The organism is Bacteroides sp. ET225, from assembly GCF_024733745.1.
Taxonomy (GTDB): Bacteria; Bacteroidota; Bacteroidia; order Bacteroidales; family Bacteroidaceae; genus Phocaeicola; species Phocaeicola excrementipullorum.
In genome coordinates this window covers 1-24,256 of the sequence record NZ_JANRHN010000034.1, presented here as the reverse complement: position 1 = coordinate 24,256, position 24,256 = coordinate 1, and the positions used below count along the sequence as shown (strand labels likewise).

The 24,256-nt window shown below is 44.7% G+C and carries 19 protein-coding genes and 1 CRISPR repeat array; of the genes, 17 read left to right on the top strand and 2 right to left on the bottom strand.

What is annotated here, in order from left to right:
- The first annotated feature begins 140 nt into the window (after positions 1-140).
- From NW212_RS12545 to NW212_RS12530, 4 genes are read left to right on the top strand one after another with little or no spacing between them, the layout of a single operon-like run.
- Positions 141-800, top strand: coding sequence for a LysE family translocator (locus NW212_RS12545; RefSeq protein WP_258338983.1), 660 nt, complete (start codon positions 141-143; stop codon positions 798-800).
- A gap of 11 nt (positions 801-811) precedes the next feature.
- Positions 812-1,357 (top strand): DUF4924 family protein, encoded by a 546-nt coding sequence (locus NW212_RS12540; protein ID WP_258338982.1) that lies wholly within the window; start codon positions 812-814, stop codon positions 1,355-1,357.
- Positions 1,358-1,380: 23 nt separating this feature from the next.
- Positions 1,381-2,952 carry a peptide chain release factor 3 gene (locus NW212_RS12535; protein WP_258338981.1) on the top strand — a complete coding sequence of 524 codons (1,572 nt, stop codon included), beginning with the start codon at positions 1,381-1,383 and terminating at the stop codon, positions 2,950-2,952.
- Between the two features lie 12 nt (positions 2,953-2,964).
- Entirely contained in the window at positions 2,965-3,339 is a 375-nt protein-coding gene (locus NW212_RS12530; protein ID WP_258338980.1) for a PH domain-containing protein, read from the top strand.
- A 109-nt stretch (positions 3,340-3,448) separates the two neighbouring features.
- Here NW212_RS12530 and NW212_RS12525 read toward each other — a convergent pair whose 3' ends face one another.
- Complete coding sequence (locus NW212_RS12525; RefSeq protein ID WP_258338979.1) at positions 3,449-4,885, bottom strand: carbon starvation protein A; 1,437 nt, start codon at positions 4,883-4,885, stop codon at positions 3,449-3,451.
- 480 nt (positions 4,886-5,365) lie between these two features.
- Here NW212_RS12525 and cas9 point away from each other — a divergent pair, with 480 nt between their 5' ends.
- The 7 genes from cas9 (at position 5,366) to NW212_RS12490 (ending at position 18,997) form a co-directional block, all read left to right on the top strand.
- Complete coding sequence (gene cas9 / locus NW212_RS12520) at positions 5,366-9,898, top strand: type II CRISPR RNA-guided endonuclease Cas9 (RefSeq protein ID WP_258338978.1); 4,533 nt, start codon at positions 5,366-5,368, stop codon at positions 9,896-9,898.
- Positions 9,895-10,827, top strand: coding sequence for a type II CRISPR-associated endonuclease Cas1 (gene cas1 / locus NW212_RS12515; RefSeq protein ID WP_258338977.1), 933 nt, complete (start codon positions 9,895-9,897; stop codon positions 10,825-10,827). The genes cas9 and cas1 overlap by 4 nt, the downstream gene beginning before the upstream one ends.
- Entirely contained in the window at positions 10,827-11,159 is a 333-nt protein-coding gene (gene cas2, locus NW212_RS12510) for a CRISPR-associated endonuclease Cas2 (RefSeq protein ID WP_258338976.1), read from the top strand. The genes cas1 and cas2 overlap by 1 nt, the downstream gene beginning before the upstream one ends.
- Positions 11,160-11,267: 108 nt before the next feature.
- Positions 11,268-12,311: a CRISPR direct-repeat array (repeat unit 47 nt; unit sequence GTTGTTTTCAATGGTTCAAAGATACTAATTTGAAAGCAAATCACAAC).
- A 508-nt stretch (positions 12,312-12,819) separates the two neighbouring features.
- Positions 12,820-15,252: a bifunctional aspartate kinase/homoserine dehydrogenase I gene (gene thrA, locus NW212_RS12505; RefSeq protein ID WP_258338975.1), complete on the top strand. Its 2,433-nt coding sequence runs from the start codon at positions 12,820-12,822 to the stop codon at positions 15,250-15,252.
- A gap of 5 nt (positions 15,253-15,257) precedes the next feature.
- Positions 15,258-16,472, top strand: coding sequence for a cofactor-independent phosphoglycerate mutase (locus tag NW212_RS12500; RefSeq protein WP_258338974.1), 1,215 nt, complete (start codon positions 15,258-15,260; stop codon positions 16,470-16,472).
- A 6-nt stretch (positions 16,473-16,478) separates the two neighbouring features.
- Positions 16,479-17,780, top strand: a complete 1,302-nt coding sequence (thrC, locus tag NW212_RS12495; protein ID WP_258338973.1) for a threonine synthase — start codon at positions 16,479-16,481, stop codon at positions 17,778-17,780.
- A gap of 41 nt (positions 17,781-17,821) precedes the next feature.
- Positions 17,822-18,997: a DUF418 domain-containing protein gene (locus NW212_RS12490; RefSeq protein WP_258338972.1), complete on the top strand. Its 1,176-nt coding sequence runs from the start codon at positions 17,822-17,824 to the stop codon at positions 18,995-18,997.
- A 60-nt stretch (positions 18,998-19,057) separates the two neighbouring features.
- On the opposite strand, the gene NW212_RS12485 is transcribed toward NW212_RS12490, so the two are convergent.
- Positions 19,058-19,984, bottom strand: a complete 927-nt coding sequence (locus NW212_RS12485; RefSeq protein WP_258338971.1) for an AraC family transcriptional regulator — start codon at positions 19,982-19,984, stop codon at positions 19,058-19,060.
- Between the two features lie 1,126 nt (positions 19,985-21,110).
- On the opposite strand from NW212_RS12485, the gene NW212_RS12480 reads away from it, so the two are divergent.
- The 6 genes from NW212_RS12480 to NW212_RS12455 all read left to right on the top strand — a co-directional run.
- The gene (locus NW212_RS12480) at positions 21,111-21,515 is read left to right on the top strand and encodes a hypothetical protein (protein WP_258338970.1); all 405 of its coding nucleotides are present in this window, start codon (positions 21,111-21,113) and stop codon (positions 21,513-21,515) included.
- A 9-nt stretch (positions 21,516-21,524) separates the two neighbouring features.
- Positions 21,525-21,941, top strand: a complete 417-nt coding sequence (locus NW212_RS12475) for a hypothetical protein (protein WP_258338969.1) — start codon at positions 21,525-21,527, stop codon at positions 21,939-21,941.
- 298 nt (positions 21,942-22,239) lie between these two features.
- A complete protein-coding gene (locus tag NW212_RS12470; RefSeq protein ID WP_258338968.1) occupies positions 22,240-22,497 on the top strand; it encodes a hypothetical protein in 258 nt (85 codons plus the stop codon).
- A gap of 45 nt (positions 22,498-22,542) precedes the next feature.
- Entirely contained in the window at positions 22,543-23,184 is a 642-nt protein-coding gene (locus tag NW212_RS12465) for a hypothetical protein (RefSeq protein ID WP_258338967.1), read from the top strand.
- A 238-nt stretch (positions 23,185-23,422) separates the two neighbouring features.
- Positions 23,423-23,887, top strand: coding sequence for a hypothetical protein (locus tag NW212_RS12460; protein ID WP_258338966.1), 465 nt, complete (start codon positions 23,423-23,425; stop codon positions 23,885-23,887).
- Positions 23,888-23,891: 4 nt separating this feature from the next.
- Positions 23,892-24,256 (top strand): hypothetical protein (locus NW212_RS12455; RefSeq protein ID WP_258338965.1); only part of this gene is annotated, 365 nt, incomplete at its 3' end.

Genomic DNA, 24,256 nt, shown 5'->3' with positions numbered 1-24,256 from the left:
TAATCAAAGAAGGAAGGGCCGATGCATGATCGGTCCTTTTTTCTTATAGACAGACAGCAGCCGGCCTTCGCGTATCAGGCAATTCGATAATAGAGGCTAAAAAAGTAGGTACTTTCGTAAAAAAGTAGCATCTTTGCACTATGAATTGGATTGAACACGTAACCGTACTGGAATTATTGATAAAAGGTTTCATTGTGGGGGTGGTTGTTTCTGCCCCGCTGGGACCTGTGGGCGTGCTTTGTATCCAGCGTACTTTGAACAAGGGGCGCTGGTTCGGATTCGTGACCGGGCTCGGAGCCGCACTGAGTGATATCTGCTATGCTTTGCTGACGGGTTATGGGATGAGCTTCATGGATGAGCTTATCGTGAAGCATCAGATTTTTTTGCAGGTTGTAGGAAGCATCATGCTTTTCGCTTTCGGCATCTATACTTTCCGCAGCAATCCGGTGAAGGCATTGCGCCCCTCTTCGGGCAAGCGCGGAACCTATCTCCATAATTTTGTCACGGCTTTTTTCGTGACGTTTTCCAATCCCCTGATCATATTTCTGTTTATCGGACTCTTTGCCCGCTTCTCGTTTGTGATGCCGGGAAGTCCTATAGGCTTCCAGCTGGTCGGTTATCTGGCAATCATTATCGGTGCGGTGAGCTGGTGGTTCAGCATCACTTATTTTGTAAACAAGGTTCGTGCGCATTTCAATGTGCGGGGCATATGGGTGTTAAACCGCATTATCGGCATTGTGGTGGTGATTGCTGCCATTGTGGGGATTGTGCTTGCGATAAACGGAACATCTTTTTCATAAAACAGTAATCTATGTATATTTCTCAGGAACTGAAACAGAAGAACATTGCGGAATATCTGTTGTATATGTGGCAGGTGGAGGATCTGATAAGGGCCAACGGAGGCGATATAGACAGGATCCGGAAAACGGTTGTGGATCCTTATCCCGTGTCTGATGAACAGAAACGCGCGCTGGAACAGTGGTACAGCGATTTGATTCAGATGATGCGCGATGAAGGGGTGATGGATAAGGGACATCTTCAGATTAACAAGAATGTCATCATCTGGCTGACAGACTTGCATCTGCGCCTGTTGCGCTCGCCGAAATTTCCGTATTACAGTGCGGCTTATTACAAGGCTCTTCCTTTCATTGTGGAGCTGCGCGCCAAGGGCGCTGATAAAGGGGAGCCCGAACTGGAAACATGTTTTGAAGCCATGTACGGGGTGCTTCTGCTGAGGCTTCAGAAAAAGGAAGTGAGCGAGGCTACCCAGGGGGCTATCAAAGTGATAAGCGACCTGCTCGCTATGCTGGCCGGATATTATATAAAGGATAAAAAGGGAGAACTGGAACTTGAATAACTGAATAATTGGAAGAACGAAATATGGCCAACCAACAAATAGAAAGAAGAAGAACATTTGCGATTATTGCGCATCCGGATGCCGGTAAGACTTCGTTGACGGAAAAGCTGCTGCTTTTTGGCGGACAGATTCAGGTGGCAGGAGCCGTGAAGTCGAACAAGATCAGAAAGACAGCTACGTCGGACTGGATGGACATCGAAAAGCAGCGTGGTATCTCGGTAACCACTTCGGTGATGGAGTTTGATTATCGCGACTATAAGGTGAATATCCTTGATACGCCGGGACATCAGGACTTTGCGGAAGACACGTACCGCACGCTGACAGCCGTCGACAGCGTAATCATTGTGGTAGACGGGGCGAAAGGTGTGGAAACGCAGACCCGCAAGCTGATGGAAGTTTGCCGTATGCGCAACACGCCGGTCATAATCTTTGTGAACAAGATGGACCGTGAGGCGAAAGATCCGTTCGACTTGCTGGACGAACTTGAGAACGAACTGGTTATCAATGTGCGTCCGCTGACATGGCCGATTGAGAGCGGACCTCGTTTCAGAGGGGTCTACAATATTTATGAGAAGAAGCTGAACCTCTTCCAGCCTTCCAAGCAGGTGGTGACGGAAAAGGTGGAAGTGGATATCCATACGGAAGATCTTGACAATCATATCGGTTCTCCGCTGGCCGAGAAACTCCGTAACGAGCTTGAGCTGATAGAAGGAGTGTATCCGGAGTTTAATGTCGGCGACTATCTGAAGGGTGAGCTTGCTCCCGTATTTTTCGGTTCGGCACTGAACAACTTCGGAGTGCAGGAATTGCTGGACTGTTTTGTGGAGATTGCTCCAAGTCCGCGTCCTGTGCAGGCTGAAGAGCGTATCGTAATGCCGGAAGAGCCCAAGTTTACGGGGTTTGTCTTTAAAATAACGGCTAATATCGACCCGAACCATCGTTCGTGTGTGGCTTTCTGCAAAGTCTGTTCGGGCAAGTTCACGCGCAATACTCCGTATCTTCATGTGCGCCACAACAAGACCATGCGCTTTTCTTCTCCTACGCAGTTTATGGCACAGCGCAAGACTACGGTTGACGAGGCTTGGGCGGGCGATATCATCGGTCTTCCGGACAACGGGGTGTTCAAGATTGGAGATACGTTGACCGAAGGCGAAATTCTGCATTTCAAGGGACTGCCCAGCTTCTCTCCCGAAATGTTCAAGTACATCGAGAATGCAGATCCGATGAAGACAAAACAGTTGAACAAAGGCATTGACCAGCTGATGGACGAAGGTGTGGCCCAGCTTTTTGTGAATCAGTTCAACGGGCGCAAGATTATCGGGACGGTAGGCCAGTTGCAGTTTGAGGTCATCCAGTATCGTCTGGAGAACGAATATAACGCCAAATGCCGTTGGGAGCCGGTCAGCCTGTACAAGGCATGTTGGATTGAGAGCGACGATCCGGCCGAACTGGAAGCCTTCAAGAAGCGCAAGTTTCAGTATATGGCAAAAGACCGCGAGGGACGTGACGTGTTCCTGGCCGATAGCAACTATGTGCTTCAGATGGCTCAAAATGATTTCAAGCACATCAGGTTCCATTTTACCAGTGAGTTTTAAACTTAGAATATTATGGGTATCTTGAACGCTATTTTAGGAAATGCTTCTTCGCTGGATCCTGACTCTTTGAAGAAAGAGTACGGCGATCTGCTTTGTGAAGGCGAATTCATTGAACAGGCTTTCGTGATCATTCGTGACAAATGGGTGTTTACCAATAAACGTCTGATTATTCAGGACGTACAGGGGGTGACCGGGAAGAAACGTGAATACCATTCTATTCCTTACCGTTCGATTGAGCGTTTTTCGATAGAAACGTCGGGAACCTTTGACGATGATTGTGAGATGAAACTGTGGGTGAGAGGTTGTGCAGAACCTTTTGAGCAGGAGTTCAGCCGGGGTACAGACATAAAAAGGATACAGCGCGAGCTGGCAAAATATGTGCTGTGATGACAGCTTTAAAATGAAACTTCGGCGGTAACAGCTGCTTGTTTTATGTGAAGTGGAGGCGCAGTCTTGCTTGAGACAAGTTACTGCGCCTCTATTGTATTGTGTGTGGTCAGATTCTGTTTGCTTTCCGCTTTCTGAACCATACGACGAACCATGCGGCGGCTATTATTGTACAGATGATTCCGATCGGATAGGCTATCTGCGGTGGAAGCCCGAGTCCTTCGGGGGCAATAACGATGTAGGTGCTGCACACGCTTGTCATGAACAGGGCAGGGACAAGCGTAAGCCAATAATTTTTCTTGGCTTGCACCATCCATACGGTAATCGCCCACAAGGTGAATACAGCCAGTGTCTGGTTGCACCATGCGAAATACCTCCAGATGATTTTGAATCCTTCCGCATCGCTGAAACTGTATACCAGCAGTCCGATGGTTACCAGAAAGATGGGTATACAAATAATCAGTCGTTTGCGTATGCTCCGTTGCTCGATGTGGAAAAAGTCGGCGACAATCAGGCGTGCGGAGCGGAGGGCTGTATCTCCGCTGGTAATCGGTGCGGCCACAATGCCGAGAATAGCCAGTATGCCTCCAAAGCCGCCCAGCCATTCGATCGAGATGTCGGTAGCGACTTTTGCGCCTGAATAGGCGATTCCTGTAGCTTTGTCAACAATGCCGTTTTCCTGGAAGAACCAGGTGGCGGCCGCGGCCCAGATAAGCGCAACGATGCCTTCTGTTACCATCGCTCCGTAGAATACCGGACGGCAATGTTTTTCGTTAGTGATGCATCGTGCCATGAGTGGAGATTGCGTGGCATGAAAGCCGCTGATGGCTCCGCAGGCGATGGAAATGAACATCATCGGGAAAATAGGGTTCTTTTCGTATTTCGTGCCGAATCCGTTCCATATTTCCGGAAGATCGGGACTCTTGACATAAAGCATTACCAAAATGCCTACAGCCATAAACAGCAGAGCGACCGCAAAAAGCGGATAAATCCGTCCGATAATCTGGTCGATGGGAAGCATGGTAGCAAGCACATAATACAGAAAAATGACAGCCATCCAGAAATAGACATCGAGGTATTCCGGAGTCATTCCCGCAAGCAGCTCCGCCGGTCCGGAAACGAATACTGCGCCTACCAGCACCATCAGAATCATGGTGAATATGCATGCCACTTTCTTTGTGCGTTGTCCCAGAAAACGTCCGATTTGTTCGGGAAGGCTTTCCCCGTCGTGCCTGAGCGAGAGTGTTCCGGAGAGGAAATCATGTACGGCTCCTGCAAATATTGTTCCTATTACAATCCATATATAGGAAGCCGTACCGAACTGCGCTCCCATGATGGCGCCGAAAATCGGTCCCAGTCCGGCGATGTTGAGAAACTGAATCATGAAGATTTTCCATGTAGGGAGCGGGATATAGTCCACTCCGTCGGCTTTGGTGATGGCGGGAGTTTTGCATTTAGAGTCAGGGGAGAAGATGCGGTCGATGAACTTTCCGTAAATCCAATATCCTGCCAAAAGCAAGATCAATGCGATGCTGAATGTAATCATAGTTTTATTTTTGACGTTAAAACAGCGCAAAAATAATAAATATGTTACATGCTTGTTCTTTTTTGTGTATGAATTATAATTAAATTCTGAGTTTTTACGGGATAGTGCAAAAAGGTAATCTGATATTCCATGGTTTTGCTCTTTTGATATGTCTTGCTGTCTTTGTGTAAAAGAGTCTTGGGGTGTTCCTTGTTAAAACTCTGTTTTTGCGGGGGGTGGAATTGTTGCAGTTTTCTTTGTCGCAGGTGTGGAATAGAATAAAGCAACAAACAAATTAATGGATTGAATTATGTTTGTAAGATAAAAAATCCCCCGTTAAGGTCGAGGGAAACCTAATGTTTTCACAACGGAATAATCCTTATTGTGATTTGCTTCAAATTAGTATGGCAAATTTAAGAAGAAAAATAATTTTTTCCAATTTTTATGGCGAATTTTTGTAACTTTGAAAAGTTGTCTAAATAATTATCCAAATAATATACCATGAAAAAGATATTAGGCCTTGACGTGGGGACCAATAGTATTGGTTGGGCTGTGATTAATGCGTCTATAGACGAAGAGGGGAAAGAGCATCTGAATAAAATTGAATGTGCAGGCTCGCGTATAATTCCGATGGACGCGGCTGTATTGGGTGATTTTGATAAAGGAAATTCAAAATCTCAGACAGCTGACCGTACACAAAGCAGAGGAGTGCGCCGTTTATATGAACGGGCTCGCTTGCGGAGGGAAAGGTTGCATAGAGTTTTAAATGTATTAGGTTTTCTGCCTTCGCATTATGCTTGCTATATAGACCGTTATGGAAAGTTCATAAACAGCGCTGAGCCTAAATTGCCTTGGAGGAGAGATGAAAAGGAAAAGCCTGTTTTCATTTTTCAAGATTCGTTTGATGAAATGTTGGCTGATTTCCGTCGTAGCCAACCTGATATGCTGTCTGATGGCCGTAGGATTCCTTATGATTGGACGATCTATTATTTGCGTAAGAAAGCTTTGACGCAGAAAATACGGAAAGAGGAGCTGGCTTGGATTTTACTTAACTTCAATCAGAAAAGAGGCTACTACCAATTGCGTGAGAAAACGGAAAGCAAGCAGTCGTCCAAGACCCGTCAGTACTTTGATAGCCAGGTGGTTGCTGATATTGTTGACACAGGTCAGATTTATAAGGAAATGAAAGTGTTGGTGGTTGTATTGAAGGATGGATCAAAAGGGAAAATATTCAAAAAAGAGATTCCTGAGTGGATTGGTTTGAAGAAAGATATAATCGCTACAGTAGATCTTGATAAAGATGGAAACGATAAATATGATGAGAATGGCGATCTTAGTTGCCGTTTCAAAGTTCCGACTGAGCAAGAGTGGGACGAAGAATGGGAACTGATAAAGGCAAAGACTCAGAGTGAACTGAATGCAACAGGCAAGACAGTAGGTGCCTATATTTATGATACTTTGCTGCAGATGCCTAATCAGAAGATACGTGGAAAACTGGTGCGTACTATTGAAAGGGAATATTATAAGAGTGAGTTGCATCAGATTCTGGAGAAACAGAAAGAGTTTCATGAGGAGTTTCAGAATAAGGATTTGTTTTTAGCCTGTGTCAACGAACTTTATCCGCAAAACGAGGCCCATCGCAATGAGATAAGCGGACGGGATCTGGTTTATCTGTTTATTGAGGATATTTTGTTTTACCAGCGTCCGCTCAAGAGTAAAAAATCATTGATATCAGACTGTCCTTATGAAGAATATGTTCATGCTGATGAAAAGACTGGTGAAGAGAAACATTTCGGTGTGAAATGTATTGCCAAGTCGCATCCATTATATCAGGAATTCCGTTTGTGGCAGTTTATTTCAAATTTACGTATATATCAGAGAGAAAAGGTCATAGAAGGTAAAAAATGTTTTGATGTAGATGTTACGTCTGTATTTTTAAAGACTGAAGATGACTATACTGATTTGTTTGACTGGCTGAACAAACAAAAGAGCATTAAGCAGGATGCTTTTCTTAAATATGCAGCTTTCGGCTTGAAAAAGAATGAAGCGAACAATTATCGGTGGAATTATGTGGAGGATAAGGTTTATCCATGCAATGAAACCCATGCTTTTCTTCTTGAACGGCTGAATAAGGCAGGCGTAGCGTCTGATTTCCTGAATAGCCGGGAAGAGGAGTTTTTATGGCATATTCTGTATTCCATATCAGACAAGGAGGAATTGGATAAAGCTTTGGGTAAATTTGCAGCGAAATATGGACTTGATGGAAAGTTTGTGGAAGTATTTCGTACTGCCCCTCCTTTTGAAAAAGATTACGGTGCTTATTCAGCTAAGGCCATCAAGAAACTTCTGCCTTTGATGAGGATGGGAAAATATTGGGACGAAAAATCTATTGATGAGCATACTCGTGAACGTATCGGAAAACTTGTTTTGGGCGAATATGATGGTGCAATACACATGCGTGTGAGAGAAAAGTCTATCCATCTGACTGATGTTTCTTCGTTCAGAGGGCTTCCGCTTTGGCTGGCATGTTATGTGGTTTACAATCGGCATTCAGAATCCCGTGATTTGCAGAAATGGCAAACGCCGGCAGATATTGATGGTTACCTGCGTAAGTTCAAACAGCATTCGTTGCATAATCCCATTGTGGAGCAAGTTATTCTTGAAACGTTGCGCGTTGTCCGGGATATATGGAAACAAGTCGGGCATATTGATGAAATTCATGTAGAACTGGGGCGTGAAATGAAAAATCCCAAAGACAAGCGCGCCAGAATAACTCGTCAGATACAGGAAAATGAGAATACAAATCTTCGTATCAAGGCGATGCTTGTTGAGTTTATGAATCCGGAGTTTGGAATAGAAAATGTGCGCCCTTATTCTCCAAGCCAGCAGGATTTATTGCGGATATATGAGGAAGGAGTGTTAAATAGCGTAAATGAACTCCCGGATGAAATAGCTGACATCATAAAAAGATTTACGGATAGTGATGTAAAGAAACGTCCTTCCAGATCTGAAGTATTGCGTTATAAGCTTTGGCTGGAACAGAAATACCGTTCGCCTTATACTGGTGAAATGATACCTTTAGGCAAATTGTTTACTCCTGCTTATGAAATAGAACACATTATACCTCAATCCCGTTATTTTGACGATTCGTTCAGCAATAAAGTGATTTGTGAGGCGGAAGTCAATAAGCTGAAAGACAATTTGCTGGGGCATGAATTCATTGTCAAGTTTCATGGAGCAAAGGTTTCGTTGTCAGGAGGAAGTAGCGTGAATGTTTTCTCTGTCAGTGATTACGAGCAGTTTGTAAAAGATAATTATTCCCGTAATCAGACAAAGTTGAAGAAGCTCATGATGGACGATATACCTGAGCAGTTCATTGCGCGACAACTGAATGATAGCCGTTATATCAGTAAGTTGGTCAAATCATTGCTGTCTAATATAGTGCGTGAAGAGAATGAGCAGGAAGAAACCTCAAAGAACTTGCTCGTTTGTACGGGTGGCGTTACTGACCGGTTGAAGAAGGATTGGGGTATCAATGATGTGTGGAATAAGATTATACTTCCTCGCTTCCAGCGCTTGAATGAACTGACTGATACAACTCGTTTTACTGCGCTTAATGCAAGTGGTCATGCGATTCCGTCCATGCCATTAGAATTGCAGAAAGGGTTTAATAAGAAACGCATAGACCACCGTCATCATGCGATGGATGCCATTATTATAGCTTGTGCTGGTCGGAATATTGTGAGTTATCTTAATAACGAGTCGGCGTGTAAAGGTGCTAAGATTTCCCGTTATGATTTGCAACGTCTTTTGTGCGATAAGCAGAAAACAGATGAGATGGGGAATTATCGTTGGATGATAAAGAAGCCGTGGGATTCTTTTACTCAGGATGTCTATGTTGTTTTGCAGAATATAATCGTTAGTTTTAAGCAGAATCTCCGTGTTATCAATAAGACCGTTAATTATTGCCAGCATTATGTTGATGGAAAGAAAAAAATGGTGAAACAAGAAAAAGGGGATAGCTGGGCTATAAGAAAACCTTTGCATAAGGATACTGTGTCTGGCGAGGTAAATTTGCGTGATATAAAGACCGTGACTTTGAAAGATGCATTGAAGAATCTTAACGTTATTGTGGAAAAGGATTTAAAGAAGAAACTGAAAGAACTGTTAGAGATGCATCTGTCAGATAAACAGATAAAACAGTATTTTGAGGTGCATAAGGAAACGTGGAGGGATGTTGACTTGAAAAAGATAAAGGTTTATTATTTCACGAAAGAAACAAAAGACCGCTTTTTTGCTGTTCGTACGTTACTTGATACAAGTTTTAATCAGAAAAAGATAATCGGAAAAGTGACGGATACAGGAATACAGAAGATATTGCTCCGACATCTGGAGATTAATGAAAACGATGTTGAGCGGGCATTTTCTTCCGAGGGAATAGAACGGATGAACAAGAATATAGTCATGCTTAATAACGGGAAATGGCATCAGCCTATTTATAAAGTGCGTATTTATGAAAAGGCTGATAAATTTGCAGTAGGTCAGACAGGGAATAAAAGTTCAAAGTTCGTAGAGGCTGCTAAAGGAACCAATCTGTTCTTTGCTGTTTATGAAACAGAACAAATAAACCAGGGAACAGGTGAGGTTGTTCGTAAACGAAATTATGCAACAGTTCCGCTGAATGTCGTTATTGATCGTCAGAAACGCGGATTGCCTTCTGCTCCGGAAGATAAGAATGGGAATCTGCCTAAATTTGTCTTGTCACCTAATGACTTGGTCTATATACCTACTCAAGAAGAACTGGAAACAGGGCATGTTGTTTATCCGTTGGATAAGAAGAGGATATATAAAATGGTTAGTTGTACAGGAAACAGATTGTATGTCATTCCATATGCTGTTGCAAATATGATAATTGATAAAAAAGAATATTCTCAGTTGAATAAAATAGAATTTACAGATGATAAACTCTCTATCAAGGAATTGTGTTTTCCTTTGAAAATAGATCGTTTAGGTAATTTAAAGGCTGAGTTATGATAAAGAAAACACTTTACTTTGGTAATCCGGCTTATTTATCATTGCGTAATGCTCAGTTGGTTATCAAACTTCCGGAAGTAGAGAAAAATGCTTCTCTTCCGGAAGCGATGAAACGTCAATCGGAAATATCCAAGCCGATAGAAGATTTGGGAGTTGTAGTGTTGGATAACAAACAGATTACCGTTACTTCCGGTGCAATGGAGGCTTTGTTGGAAAACAATTGTGCACTTATTACTTGTGACAGTAAAAGTATGCCTGTTGGACTGATGCTGCCTTTGTATGGTAATACTACTCAAAACGAACGTTTCCGCAAACAATTGGATGCATCCTTGCCGTTGAAGAAGCAGTTGTGGCAGCAAACCATACAGTCTAAAATAGCGAATCAGGCAACAGTGCTCTCGGAATGCACAGGTGAAGAAGCGAAATGTATGTATGCGTGGGCAAATAGCGTGCGTAGTGGGGATCCTGATAATTTGGAAGCACGTGCAGCGGCCTACTATTGGAAAAATTTGTTTTCAGATGTGGAAGGGTTTACCCGTGAGCGTGAAGGAATCCCACCTAATAATTTGTTAAACTATGGGTATGCGATCCTGCGTGCTGTGGTGGCGCGAGGGCTAGTGGCCAGCGGCTTGCTGCCTACTTTAGGAATACATCATCATAATCGTTATAATGCTTATTGTTTGGCAGATGACATTATGGAACCTTATCGTCCGTATGTTGATAAATTGGTGTTTGACCTTTGTGGCCAGTATGGAACAAATGTTTTTCTGTCAAAAGAAATAAAGGTTGCAATGCTTTCCATTCCTACGATTGAGGTCCGTATTAGCAGGAAACGTAGTCCGCTGATGGTGGCAGTCGCCCAAGCTACGGCTTCTCTTTATAAATGTTTTGCTGGAGAATTGCGTCGAATTGTTTATCCGGAATATTGATGGATCGGTTTAGTGAATATCGGGTTATGTGGGTATTGGTGCTTTTTGATTTGCCTACGGAAACTAAAAAAGATAAGAAAGCGTATGCTCTTTTCCGAAAGAATTTGCAGCGTGATGGTTTTACCATGTTTCAGTTTTCTATTTACGTCCGGCATTGTCCCAGTAGTGAGAACGCATCTGTACATATCAAGCGGGTGAAATCCTTCCTTCCGGAATTTGGTCAAGTAGGCATTCTTTGTATTACAGATAAACAATTTGGACAGATAGAGTTGTTTTATGGAAAGAAACCACAAGGGGTAAAGACTCCAGGACAACAGTTAGAGTTGTTCTGAAACAACAAATCCCGTCCTATTGGGCGGGATTTGTTGTTGAAAACTAACTTTTTTCTTTTTCTAAATCTTTCTGTAATCCATTGAAAATCATGTTGTAATAAAAGATCGGTTGTTTTCAATGGTTCAAAGATACTAATTTGAAAGCAAATCACAACTATTATATTGATAATCCCGATTGTGTGGAAGTTGTTTTCAATGGTTCAAAGATACTAATTTGAAAGCAAATCACAACATTGATGCGGAATCCGCTGTAATTGTTGATGTTGTTTTCAATGGTTCAAAGATACTAATTTGAAAGCAAATCACAACTCATACCATATAAAGCCACAAGGCATCGCAGTTGTTTTCAATGGTTCAAAGATACTAATTTGAAAGCAAATCACAACATGTCGATTGAAGTATTCGTTGCCATGCTGTTGTTTTCAATGGTTCAAAGATACTAATTTGAAAGCAAATCACAACGGGTCTTTTATACATTCTTCATCGTCCCACGTTGTTTTCAATGGTTCAAAGATACTAATTTGAAAGCAAATCACAACCATACGGACACTCTTTGAGCATGTATTTTGGTTGTTTTCAATGGTTCAAAGATACTAATTTGAAAGCAAATCACAACGCCTGAGTTTATCGGCGGTACTTCCGATTGGTTGTTTTCAATGGTTCAAAGATACTAATTTGAAAGCAAATCACAACAGATTCAAAATAAATGCCTACCTTTGTCAGTTGTTTTCAATGGTTCAAAGATACTAATTTGAAAGCAAATCACAACGCCTGAGTTTATCGGCGGTACTTCCGATTGGTTGTTTTCAATGGTTCAAAGATACTAATTTGAAAGCAAATCACAACAATTCCACATTGAAACTTTGAAGCAAAATTGTTGTTTTCAATGGTTCAAAGATACTAATTTGAAAGCAAATCACAACGCAGTTTGATTTGTGACATGTTCAGGCCTAGTTGTTTTCAATGGTTCAAAGATACTAATTTGAAAGCAAATCACAACAGTCCCATAAGTGTTTTTTCGTTTTCGAAGTTGTTTTCAATGGTTCAAAGATACTAATTTGAAAGCAAATCACAACCACTTCTATTAATATGCGCCCTTATAGCAGTTGTTTTCAATGGTTCAAAGATGCTAATTTGAAAGCAAATCACAACATATTGTTTTCGCCTCATGCAAGCGAATTTGTTGTTTTCAATGGTTCAAAGATACTGATTTGAAAATTACAATTCAAGATTTGCCATATATTAATTAGAAAAAGGTATTCTTGATTGTTTCAATAACTTTTTTTTCGGATAGATATAGGTAATGGAGTTTCGTGTTATAGTTATTGAAGATAAAGAAAAAAGGAGTGTATTGCAAAAAAATAGAATGAAAAGCATTGTTTGTAGAAAAATGTTGCTATATTTGCCGTTGAGAAAACAATAGTTTATGGCTGGATACTGTCTTTATATCATCTTGACGGGAATGGGGCATATGCCCTTTGCCACATCTGTTACCGGGATGACCCCTCGGGGGTAAGGATAGTATATATAAGCGTTTCTACGTGAAACGCGCTTGCGGATGCAGGCATTTCGATTCTTTATAAAATAATCGTTTCTTATTAGTCTTTAATTTTGTCACGGAAATATGCTTTCCGGATGACATAAATATAAAAATGAGCGCATGAAAGTTTTGAAATTCGGCGGAACGTCTGTGGGTTCTGTCAACAGCATGTTAAGTGTTAAGAAAATCGTTGAAGCGGTAGATGACAAAGTGATTGTGGTGGTTTCTGCTTTAGGAGGGATTACGGATAAGCTGATCAATACGTCGAAGATGGCCGCGGAGGGAAATGACGAATATGAGAAGGGGCTTAAAGAAATTGTGAACCGCCATATAGAAATGGTATATACCGTGATTCCAGCCGGACGCGGACGAGAAATTCTTCTCGACTTGGTGAACGAGCTTTTGAACGAACTGAAAGATATTTTTCAGGGAATTTATCTGATACACGACCTCTCGCCGAAAACATCGGCCACCATTGTCAGCTACGGCGAGCGCCTTTCGTCGATTATTGTGGCAACCCTGATCAACGGTGCTGTGTGGTATGATTCCCGGAATTTCATCAAGACGGAAAAGAAACATAACAAGCACATTCTTGATTCGGAACTGACAGGCAGGCTGGTTCGTGAAACGTTTGATGAAATTCCTGAAGTCGCTGTTGTTCCAGGATTTATTTCTACGGACAAGACAACCGGTGAAGTGACGAATTTGGGAAGGGGAGGCTCTGACTATACGGCCTCAATCATTGCTGCAGCGCTTGATGCGGACATTTTGGAAATTTGGACTGATGTGGACGGATTCATGACCGCTGATCCGAGAGTCATCAGCTCAGCCTATCCTATTAAGGAACTGAGCTATGTGGAGGCTATGGAACTTTGTAATTTCGGAGCGAAAGTGGTTTATCCCCCAACAATTTATCCTGTCTGCCATAAAAACATTCCGATTCTCATTAAAAACACATTCAATCCCGAAGCTGCGGGAACAATCATCAAGCAAGAGGCCGACCATTCGTCGAAGGCTATTAAAGGGATCTCTTCGATCAACGACACGTGTCTGATTACGATGACCGGATTGGGAATGGTTGGAGTTATCGGTGTGAATTACCGTATATTCAAGGCACTGGCTGAGAATGGAATCAGTGTGTTTCTTGTTTCCCAGGCATCCTCGGAGAACTCCACTTCGATCGGTGTCCGGAATGAAGATGCGTCTTTAGCGTGCGAAGTCTTGAATGAAGAATTTGCAAAAGAGATCGAGATGGGAGAGATTTCTCCGATGAAAGCTGAAAGCGGACTGGCCACAGTGGCTATCGTAGGCGAAAACATGAAGCATACGCCAGGGATTGCAGGGAAACTGTTCGGAACGCTGGGACGTAACGGCATCAACGTTATAGCATGTGCGCAAGGGGCTTCGGAAACGAACATATCGTTTGTCGTCGACGGAGGCTCTCTTCGCAAGTCGCTGAATGTGATCCATGACTCTTTTTTTCTGTCTGAGTACCAAGTCTTGAACCTGTTTGTCTGCGGAGTTGGTACGGTCGGAGGGAGTCTTTTGGAGCAGATACATGGACAGCAGGAAAAACTGAAGCAGGAGCGGGGATTGAACTTGAAGGTTGTAGGCATTGCCAACGGACATAAAGCGTTGTTTACCCGTGCGGGGATAGATTTGGGCAACTTCCGTCAGGAGCTCGAAGAGAAAGGCATTCCTTCTTCGTCCCAGGTGCTTCATGACGAAGTTATCGGAATGAATATTTTCAATTCGGTATTTGTGGACTGTACGGCAAGCGAAGACATTGCTGCGCTTTACAAGGATTTCCTGAAGCATAACATATCAGTGGTGGCTGCAAACAAGATCGCTGCCTCGTCGTCTTATGACGATTATGCCGAACTGAAGAGAATAGCTCGTCAGCGTGGCGTGAAATTCTTGTTCGAGACCAATGTCGGTGCCGGATTGCCGGTAATCAATACAATCAATGACCTGATAAACAGCGGCGACAAGATCTTGAAGATCGAGGCTGTGGTAAGCGGCACGCTGAATTACATATTTAACGCTCTCAGTGCGGATATGCCGTTGAGTGAAACAATCCGCAAGGCGAGAGACGAAGGATATTCGGAGCCCGATCCGCGCATTGACCTGAGCGGGAAGGATGTGATACGCAAACTTGTGATTCTGGCGCGTGAGGCGGGATACCGCATCGAACAGGAGGATGTGGAAAAGCATCTGTTTATTCCTGATTCTTTTTTCGAAGGTTCTCTTGATGATTTCTGGCGCAATATACCTCGTCTGGACGCTGAGTTCGAGGCCCGCAGGAAGAAGCTGGAAGCCGAAGGCAGACACTGGCGTTTTGTAGCGCGTCTGGAAGACGGAAAAGGAACGGTTTCCCTGCAGGAGGTGGACAGCCGCCATCCGTTCTACAACCTGGAGGGAAGCAACAACATCATTTTGCTTACAACTGAACGATACAATGAATATCCGATGCTGATTCAAGGATATGGCGCAGGAGCCAGCGTTACTGCGGCCGGCGTATTCGCCGATATCATGAGCATCGCTAACATTTGAATGTCATGAAACATCTGATTATTTTAGGCGACGGTATGGCTGACTGGGCGGTGCCGGAATTGGGAAATAAGACGCTGCTGCAATATGCGGATACTCCGTATATGGACAGGCTGGCGCGTGAGGGACGGACGGGAATGCTGAAGACGGTGGCCGACGGTTTTCATCCGGGAAGCGAAGTAGCCAACATGTCGGTAATGGGATATGATTTGCCTGAAGTGTACGAAGGGCGAGGCGTGCTCGAAGCAGCCAGTATCGGTGTTGACCTTGGTCCGGAGGATATGGCCATGCGGTGCAACATCGTCTGCGTAGAAGGGGATATGCTGAAGAATCATTCGGCGGGACATATCTCAACGGAAGAGGCGGATATACTGATCAGGTATTTGGATGAGATGCTGGGGAATGACCGTATCCGGTTCTATACCGGAGTGCAGTACCGTCATTTGCTGGTGGTGAAGGGAGGCGACAAGCGTTTGGCTTGCGTGCCGCCGCATGACATTCCGTTGCAGCCTTTCCGCCCCAATCTGGTAAAGGCGCTTTGTCCTGAAGCGCAGGAAACGGCAGATCTGCTGAATGCGCTGATTGTGAAGTCGCAGGAGCTGCTGGCAAGTCATCCGCTTAACCTGAAGCGGATGTCGGAGGGAAAGGATCCGGCCAACAGCATTTGGCCCTGGAGCCCTGGATACCGTCCGAGAATGAAACCTTTGGCCGAGAAATACCCGGCTGTCCGTAAGGGATCGGTGATTACAGCGGTTGATCTGATCCGGGGAATCGGACGCTATGCGGGACTGCGCTGCATCGATGTGGAAGGCGCTACCGGACTTTATACGACAAATTACGAGGGGAAAGCCCAGGCCGCCCTTGATGCGCTGAAGACAGACGATTTCGTTTATCTGCATATTGAGGCGAGCGATGAGGCCGGCCATGAAGGGGATGTGCCTTTGAAGCTGAAGACGATAGAATACCTGGACAGGCGTGTGGTAGGTCCGGTTTGCGAGGCCTTGAAGAGCTGGAGCGAGCCGGTGGCTGTCGCTGTGCTTCCCGACCATCCTACGCCCTGTGAGTTGCGGACGCATACGAATGATCCGGTTCCTTTCCTCATTTATTATCCGGGCATTGAAGCGGACGGCGTGCAGACTTACGATGAAGTAGCTTGCAGGGAGGGCAGTTACGGCTGGCTGGAAAAAGATGAGTTTATGAATCTGTTTATGAATATAAAATAATTTGAGATGAGATATTACAGTACAAACAAGCAGGCCCCTGACGCGACTTTGGAGGAAGCTGTAGTGAAAGGCCTTGCTTCTGATAAAGGCTTGTTCATGCCTTATGAAATCAAAACGCTTCCTTTGTCGTTTTATGAGGAAATTGACCGGATGTCATTTCAGGAAATGGCTTACAGAGTGGCAGATGCTTTCTTCGGGGAAGATGTTCCAGCCGGTGTGTTGAAGCAGATCGTGTACGATACGTTGAGTTTTGATGTGCCTGCGGTGCAGGTGAAAGACAATATTTACTCGCTTGAACTTTTCCATGGGCCTACGCTGGCTTTTAAGGACGTGGGCGCGCGCTTCATGGCCCGTTTGTTGGGCTATTTTATCCGGAAGGAAGGCAAAAAGCAGGTGAATGTGCTGGTTGCTACTTCCGGTGATACGGGAAGTGCCGTTGCCAACGGCTTTCTTGGAGTGGAAGGCATTCATGTGTATGTGCTTTATCCGAAAGGTAAAGTGAGCGAAATACAGGAGAAACAGTTCACCACGCTGGGACAGAATATCACGGCGCTGGAGGTGGACGGTACGTTTGACGACTGCCAGGCGTTGGTGAAGAATGCATTTATGGACAAAGAGCTGAACGGACACATGCTGCTCACTTCGGCCAACTCAATCAACGTGGCGCGCTTTCTTCCGCAGGCATTCTATTATTTTTACGCCTACGCCCAGCTGAAGCGGCAAGGCAAGTCTGGCAGTGTGGTGGTGTGCGTGCCGAGCGGAAACTTCGGGAATATAACCGCAGGGCTGTTCGGAAAGCGCATGGGGCTTCCTGTAAAGCGTTTCATTGCGGCAAACAACCGGAATGATATCTTTTATCAGTACTTGAAGACAGGGGAATACAATCCGCGCCCGTCGGTAGCTACGATAGCAAATGCCATGGATGTGGGCGATCCGAGCAACTTCGCCCGTATCATTGATCTGTATAAAGGCAGTCACGAGGCTATTTGTGCGGATATCAGCGGTGCGGCTTATACGGATGAGCAGATACGCGAAACCGTGAAGCGGGCGTATGAAGAAACGGGCTATCTGCTCGATCCCCATGGGGCATGCGGCTATCGCGCGCTGGAAGAAGGCTTGAAGCCGGGCGAAACCGGGATCTTCCTTGAAACGGCCCATCCCGCCAAGTTCCTGCAAACGGTGGAAAGCATCATCGGCAGAGAAGTGGCGATTCCGGAGAAACTTCAGGCGTTTATGAGAGGTACGAAGCAGAGCATGCTTATGAGCTGCGATTTTGCTTCATTCAAGGATTATCTGATGAACGAATGACACCGTAAACAGGGAAATCGGACTTGTTATTCGATAGGTAAATGGAACAATTGCTTAAAAAGAGTCCCCGCATAGAGGTTGTGGACGCTTTGCGTGGATTTGCTGTGATGGCTATCATCTTGGTTCATAATCTGGAACATTTCATCTTTCCGGTATATCCTACAGACTCTCCGGAGTGGCTGAAGATTCTGGACCAGGGCGTTTTTAATGGCGTTTTCAGTCTTTTTGCCGGGAAGGCATATGCTATTTTTGCCTTGCTTTTCGGCTTTACGTTTTACATACAGACCAGCAACCAGAAACGGCAGGGGAAGGATTTCGGCTATCGCTTCTTGTGGCGTCTGGTTCTGCTGGCAGGATTCGCGACGCTGAATGCCGCCTTCTTCCCGGCCGGCGATGTCCTCCTGCTGTTCGTCGTTGTCGGTATCGTGCTGTTCCTTACCCGCAACTGGAGTGACAAGGCGGTGCTGGTAGCTTCTGTCATTTTTCTTTTGCAGCCGGTAGAATGGTATCACTACATTGCCAGTCTGGTAAATCCTGCGCATCAGTTGCCTGATCTGAAAGTCGGCGAGATGTATGCGGAGGTGGCTGAATATACGAAAGCCGGAAACATTGGCGACTTCATCCGGGGCAATGTAACGTTGGGGCAAAAGGCCAGTTTGCTTTGGGCGGTCAATGCGGGGCGTTTCTTCCAGACGGCCGGACTGTTTCTGCTCGGTTTCTATATCGGCAGGAAACAGCTGTTTGCCGCTTCCGGAAAGAATTTGCATCTGTGGATAAAGATACTGATTGTGTCTGCGGTTGCCTTTGCGCCTTTGTATACGTTGAAAGAACTGGTGATGGAAAGCAGCCCGATTATCCGGCAGAGTGTGGGGACGGCGTTTGATATGTGGCAGAAACTTGCTTTTACGCTGGTTCTGATAGCGTCTTTTGTGCTGCTTTATCAGAATAAAAGATTCTGCGGAAAAGTGAGCAGCCTGCGCTTTTACGGCAGAATGAGTCTGACAAACTACATCACGCAGTCTATTGTCGGGGCTTTTATCTATTTCCCGTTCGGCTTGTATCTTGCGCCTTACTGCGGATACACGGCAAGTCTGCTGGTCGGAATCTTTACTTTCCTGTTGCAGGTCCGGTTCTGCAAATGGTGGCTTGGAAGGCATAAGCAGGGCCCTCTGGAATCTATATGGCATAAATGGACCTGGATTGGCGCAAACAAGTGATGCGGGCAGGCTGCAAGCCTGTGCCTGTGTGCGGCAGGTTTGCGGTTTGGCGTGTGCCGGTCATGGAAGTCCTTTCTGGAATTGCTTGGGCGAACATCCGGTTGCAGCCTTGAAGTATTTTCCGAAAAAAGAGGCGTTGGCAAAATTAAGCATATCTCCTACCTGCTGCACCGTATACTTTCCGCTTTTGAGCAATATCTTGGCTTCGAGGATGACATAGTCCTTTATCCATTCTCCGGCATGGCGTCCGCTGGCCTGGTAAATTACCTGCGAGAGATATTTGGGTGTCAGGTACATGGTTTCTGCATAAAATGTGACGCTTCTTTCTTTGGTGTAGCATTGCTGCACCAGATTCAGGAATTTCTCGAACAGGTATTTTGAGCGGCTCTTTTTGTAGTCCGTTCCGTTTGTTTCCATCATTTTGGCAAGTTCCTGATAAGTGTCTGCCAGAATGACGCGCATGTATCCTTTCAGAGCTTCGCGCGTAAATTCGGTATAAGGTTCCTGTATCCGTTTTCTTATCGTGCGGTAGATGGTGAGAAGCTCGTTCATCTTTTCTTCCGAAACGTTGATGACAGCCTGCTGGGTCATCTTGTTGCGGAACTGGGACAGAATGGAAGCGCTGTTTTCTTCGATGTAGCTTTCGTCCTTGTAAGAGATATAGGCCACCTGGAAGTCCTTGCTGATTTCCAGGCACTCGCCGAAAGAGTTGGGCTGGATGATGAGAATCGTTCCTGCTTTGAGCGTGTATTCCTGAAGATTGTATCTGAAACGCATATATCCTCTTGTGCAGATCATTATCATGGTGAACATAACCTTGAAAGGACAGGCAGGGGTGAGGTGTACTTCAATCTCTCTTTCTTCGATGGGAGGCAGGTTGAAATTGTCGGCCAGCATCAGTTCGTTGCCGAAAGTCAATGTCCTTTCCGAAATGGGCAGCATCATCATTTCCAGTTCATTAGTCTGTTGTGGGATATTTTTCTTCATGGATATTTATTTTGTATTTTGGCAAATATATTCCTTTTGGAGTGGAAATGTGCGCTTACATCGCATCTTTTAATAAAAAACAAACCTTTAGAACATCTTATGTGTGATTGTCCTGTGTGGCTTGGCCTCGGAAACCGCATGGTCAGTCTGCTGTTGGCGAAGGGCCGGATGCTGGCCGTCTGGTCGTTTGTACAGGATTTGCGCCTTCTCCCGTTTTTTTCCTTCCAATTTCTGAAGCGCGGAATCATAATTCTTCCGGAAACGGGGATTTGCTGACGGAATGCCGGAATATCGCCGTTTTCACTGACAGGGCTTGCTGCGGTTTCCGTCCGTTCAGGGATGAATTGTTAATAAAATTCGGCATTTGTCCCTTTTATAGGGCTTCTAAGTGGGTTCGGAATTGAATTTTCGGGCAAAAAAGAAGCGTTTTCATGCGGAAAATGACGGGACATTTCGTGTCAGATTCCCCGTCATTCCTTGCAGGATGTTGGGATATGTCAGAAAAATGTCCCGTCATCTTTTTGAAGCGTGGTTTTCAGCTCCGTTTTCTTTCCGGAATCTTTGCGGAAGATGACATTTTTGAGGTGATAAAATGTTTGGATTACGTCGTATTCCTGGCTTTCTGTCGGTTCTGTTTGTCGGGTTCTTTTCCTATGTCATGGAAATGCGATTTATGGTGGAAAAGTGATTCCGTTTGGACGGTTCTCCCTGCGTTATTTCTGCCATGTTCTGCCGGAGCTCGGAAATGGCGGATTCTCGGTTCTTCGGATTGTCATTGTGTCAGTTTGTCAATAGGTGAAGGCTCTTTTGCATGAGCTGAAAAGATGTTGCATTCTTGTGTTTTAATGTCTGTTATTTTGTTTGTTTTGTGTTAATATGGCTGTTTGAAGTTTCATTTGCTATGACATTGGTTTGCATGTTTGTAAAAAAACGTTTTTCTTTACACAAAACGCAATAAACCTTAAGGTTATGAGAAGCAGTGGTCTTATTCTGTTGTTCATTCTGCTTTTGTGTGCTGAAATTTTGTCAGTACAGGATAAGCATTTTATAAGGATGGATTCTGGTGAAAGCTATGTTCGCTCCATTGATATTTTATTGTTATGTCTAATCATTTAAATTATGAAATATGAAACTCTATGTTAAATGTACAATCATTGTGCTCTTGTTTGGAATTTGTCATGGAGTAAGATGTCAGAATGTTGATTTTCAGATTAATGTCGTTGATAATGTGCTGCATTATATAGTTGTGAACAAGACTGGGAATGATATATGTTTGTTGCAGAACAGTGAGGCCAATATAGAAGGAGGGTCACATTGTGTCATTACTTGTAATAATAACTCAGAAATACTTCCGGTTATGGATAAACGCCTTGTCTTGATTAAGTCAGAAGAAAGATATATTTATGATATCTGCTTGACGGACTATAAGCGGCTACAGCCTGTAGAAATTTATTGCAAAGCGGTGGTAGTTGGTAAGGATAAAAATGGAAAGGGCTATACAAAAAAAATCAGCAAACATGTAAGCTTCTGAGCGTTTATTATGAAAAAGTTAAAATTAATATGTTTCTGTATGTTCTGTTTCTTTCTTGTCTTGTGTCTTAAAGCTCAGGACGTGGACTTTAGTCTTACAAGGGAAGGGAACAAGGTGATTTACAAGGTCGTTAATCAGGGTGAAAAATTCATTGCGTTGCGTGAAACTTATGTGAGTCTGAGTACCGGTTCTCATCTTTTTATACGATGTAAAAGGCCGGATGGTAAAATTTACGATGATGTTTTGTCGGTGCTGGACAAGCATGTCATAAAAGTGGAACAGGGAGAAAGCTATGTTCGTACTATCGACATATCCCGTTATGCCTCGGATGGAATTATAGAGAGAATCAGTGCCGTTGCCAGTATGTCGTTTTATGATGGACAAGGCGAGTTTAAGATTGTCAGGTTAGTGAAAGAAATTCCATGAGCCTGCGGTGTATAGGTATCGTACGGAGCGGTGAAATGCCGCTCCTGTTTCTTTGTCTGCTGATCTGTTTCCATCGGGATGTCCCGGCAGATGTGTGGAAGTATGATTTTGAGCGTCGGATGAAACGGAAAGGATTGATGTAATTTTATTGAAAGCTATATGACAATGGAAAGAAGTGTTTATTTTTGCGACGACATGTGATGCCGCTTCTTCTGCTTCCCCTGCTGCTGTCGGGATGCGTGGATGAGATTCCGGTGACGAGGGAAGTTCCTTATGGCGGTGACGGCAAGGGCTTTCCGTGGAGGAGGCAAAGACGTTCTTTGAAAGCTATGTGTCCGGAAAGGCTTCCCGTTTGGCTGGACCGGAGGAGCATGACAACGGGTTCTATATCCGCCGTCTGATGCTTCCGGTAGGCGAGTTTGTTCCGGGCTGGGAGGAGGACTTGAGTGATAGCAATAGAATATATTATAATCCGAATGATGTGGATGGAGCCTTTAAAGGCATTAATTGGAGTGGAAAAACATATGTAATAACTCAGATAAGACCTAACAAATAAAGTAAAGTAAAGATGAAAAAGAAATGTAGTTTAAAGGTACTTTTTATGCTGCTTGTTTTAGTCAATAGCATAAATATGTTTGCCCAGTCTTCAATGAAAGAAGCTGTAGACATGACGGAAGTGTTTGACTTGCCCTATAAGCGAACAAAATTGGGAGGTACAGGTTTCGGGTGTATGATAGACAATAGCAGAAATGTAGTTCCTAATAAATTGTACACAAATGTGCAGTGTACAGAGTATATGCTTGCGGATGATTATGACACGATGCCGACTACTTATGCCAAGTTCAGCCTTCCTGATGCCGGCCATACTTTGGTGGCCTTAGAATTGGGTGGAAATATTGATAATCTGACTGATGAACTGATTCTGGTTGATAAGAACTACAACGTGACGGACGCTCTGGTAGCGAAAGTATATGCCTTTCCCGGTACGATTGTAAAACAGTATTATATCAATGAGGATGGAAGTATAGTGGTAATCACACTGAAGCCTGTATCTTCGGCTTCCTTGTCCATGCTGGAATTTACGCAGTTTACGGGGCAGCGTATAGACGAAACTTATAAAGTGGTGAACGGCAAGTTTGCACTTGTTTCCACACGCAAGTATAAGGAGAAGGTTTATACTTATTCTCAATTGTCTTCAAAAACTTACAATTTATGGGACGGTAACGAGCAGCCTGTAGATTGATTGTGGGAAAATATAGAACAGACGATTGTTTTGTTTTGCGGAGCGGTGAAATGCCGCTCCTGCTTTTCTGTCTGCCGGCATGTTTCCATCGGGATGTTCCGGCGGATATGTTTTCGTTGTGGCGGACGGGAGCGGCTGTATTTGGAGAAACTGGATTGCTGAAGCACTGGAATCGGTGAAAATATGACTTTGGGTATCAGATGTAACGGCAATAATTATTTATTTTTGCAGACGGCATATGATGCTACTCCTTCTGCTTCCCCTGCTGCTGTCGGGATGCGTGGACGAGTTTCCGGTTCCGGCGGAAGTTCCTTATGGCGGTGACGGCAAGGGGCTTTCCGTGGAGGAGGCGAAGACGTTCTTTGAAAGCTATGTGTCCGGAAAGGCTTCCCGTTCGGGTGAACCGGAGGAGCATGACAACGGTTTCTATATCCGCCGTCTGATGCTTCCGGTGGGTGAGTTCGTTCCGGGCTGGGAGGAGGGCCTTTCCACGGATGCCCCGTCCCTTTACAGCGTGGACGTTCCCGTACAGTCGGATTTCAGCTTCCGTGTGCTGCGTGTGGACAAGGGCAGCGGGAAGGTTTATCAGACGAAGTGCTGGCACAAGCTGGTGGTCGTGAAGGATCCGGAGAGCGGCAGTATGGGCTGCTTCATCGCCTTCTTTATTCGGCGGCGACATCGGCCGTGTTCTGACGAACGGTGAGGAGATGGGAAGCTATTCCGGCGTGAAGGTATATACGACCCTGGAGGGTCGCCGTGTGCGCGTGAACCGCTACGAGAACGGCAAGAAGGTCGAGGGCATCTACATTGACGGTGCTTCAGACAGTGAGGACTATATCTTCCGTATGTTCCATTCGGAGAAGATACTCGGCAGGGTGTGGCTCCAGCGTTCCCGTCCGAGGACGCCCGTGAGCCGCGGCGAGGACGACTGGGTTGATGATTTCTGGGACGACTGGTGGGACGGCACGTTCGATGATGATTCGTGGTCTGATGACAGCTGGTCTGACGACAGCAACAATGACAGCGATAATCCTCTTGACACGGGCAACGACAATTTTGTTCAGGTCGGTAC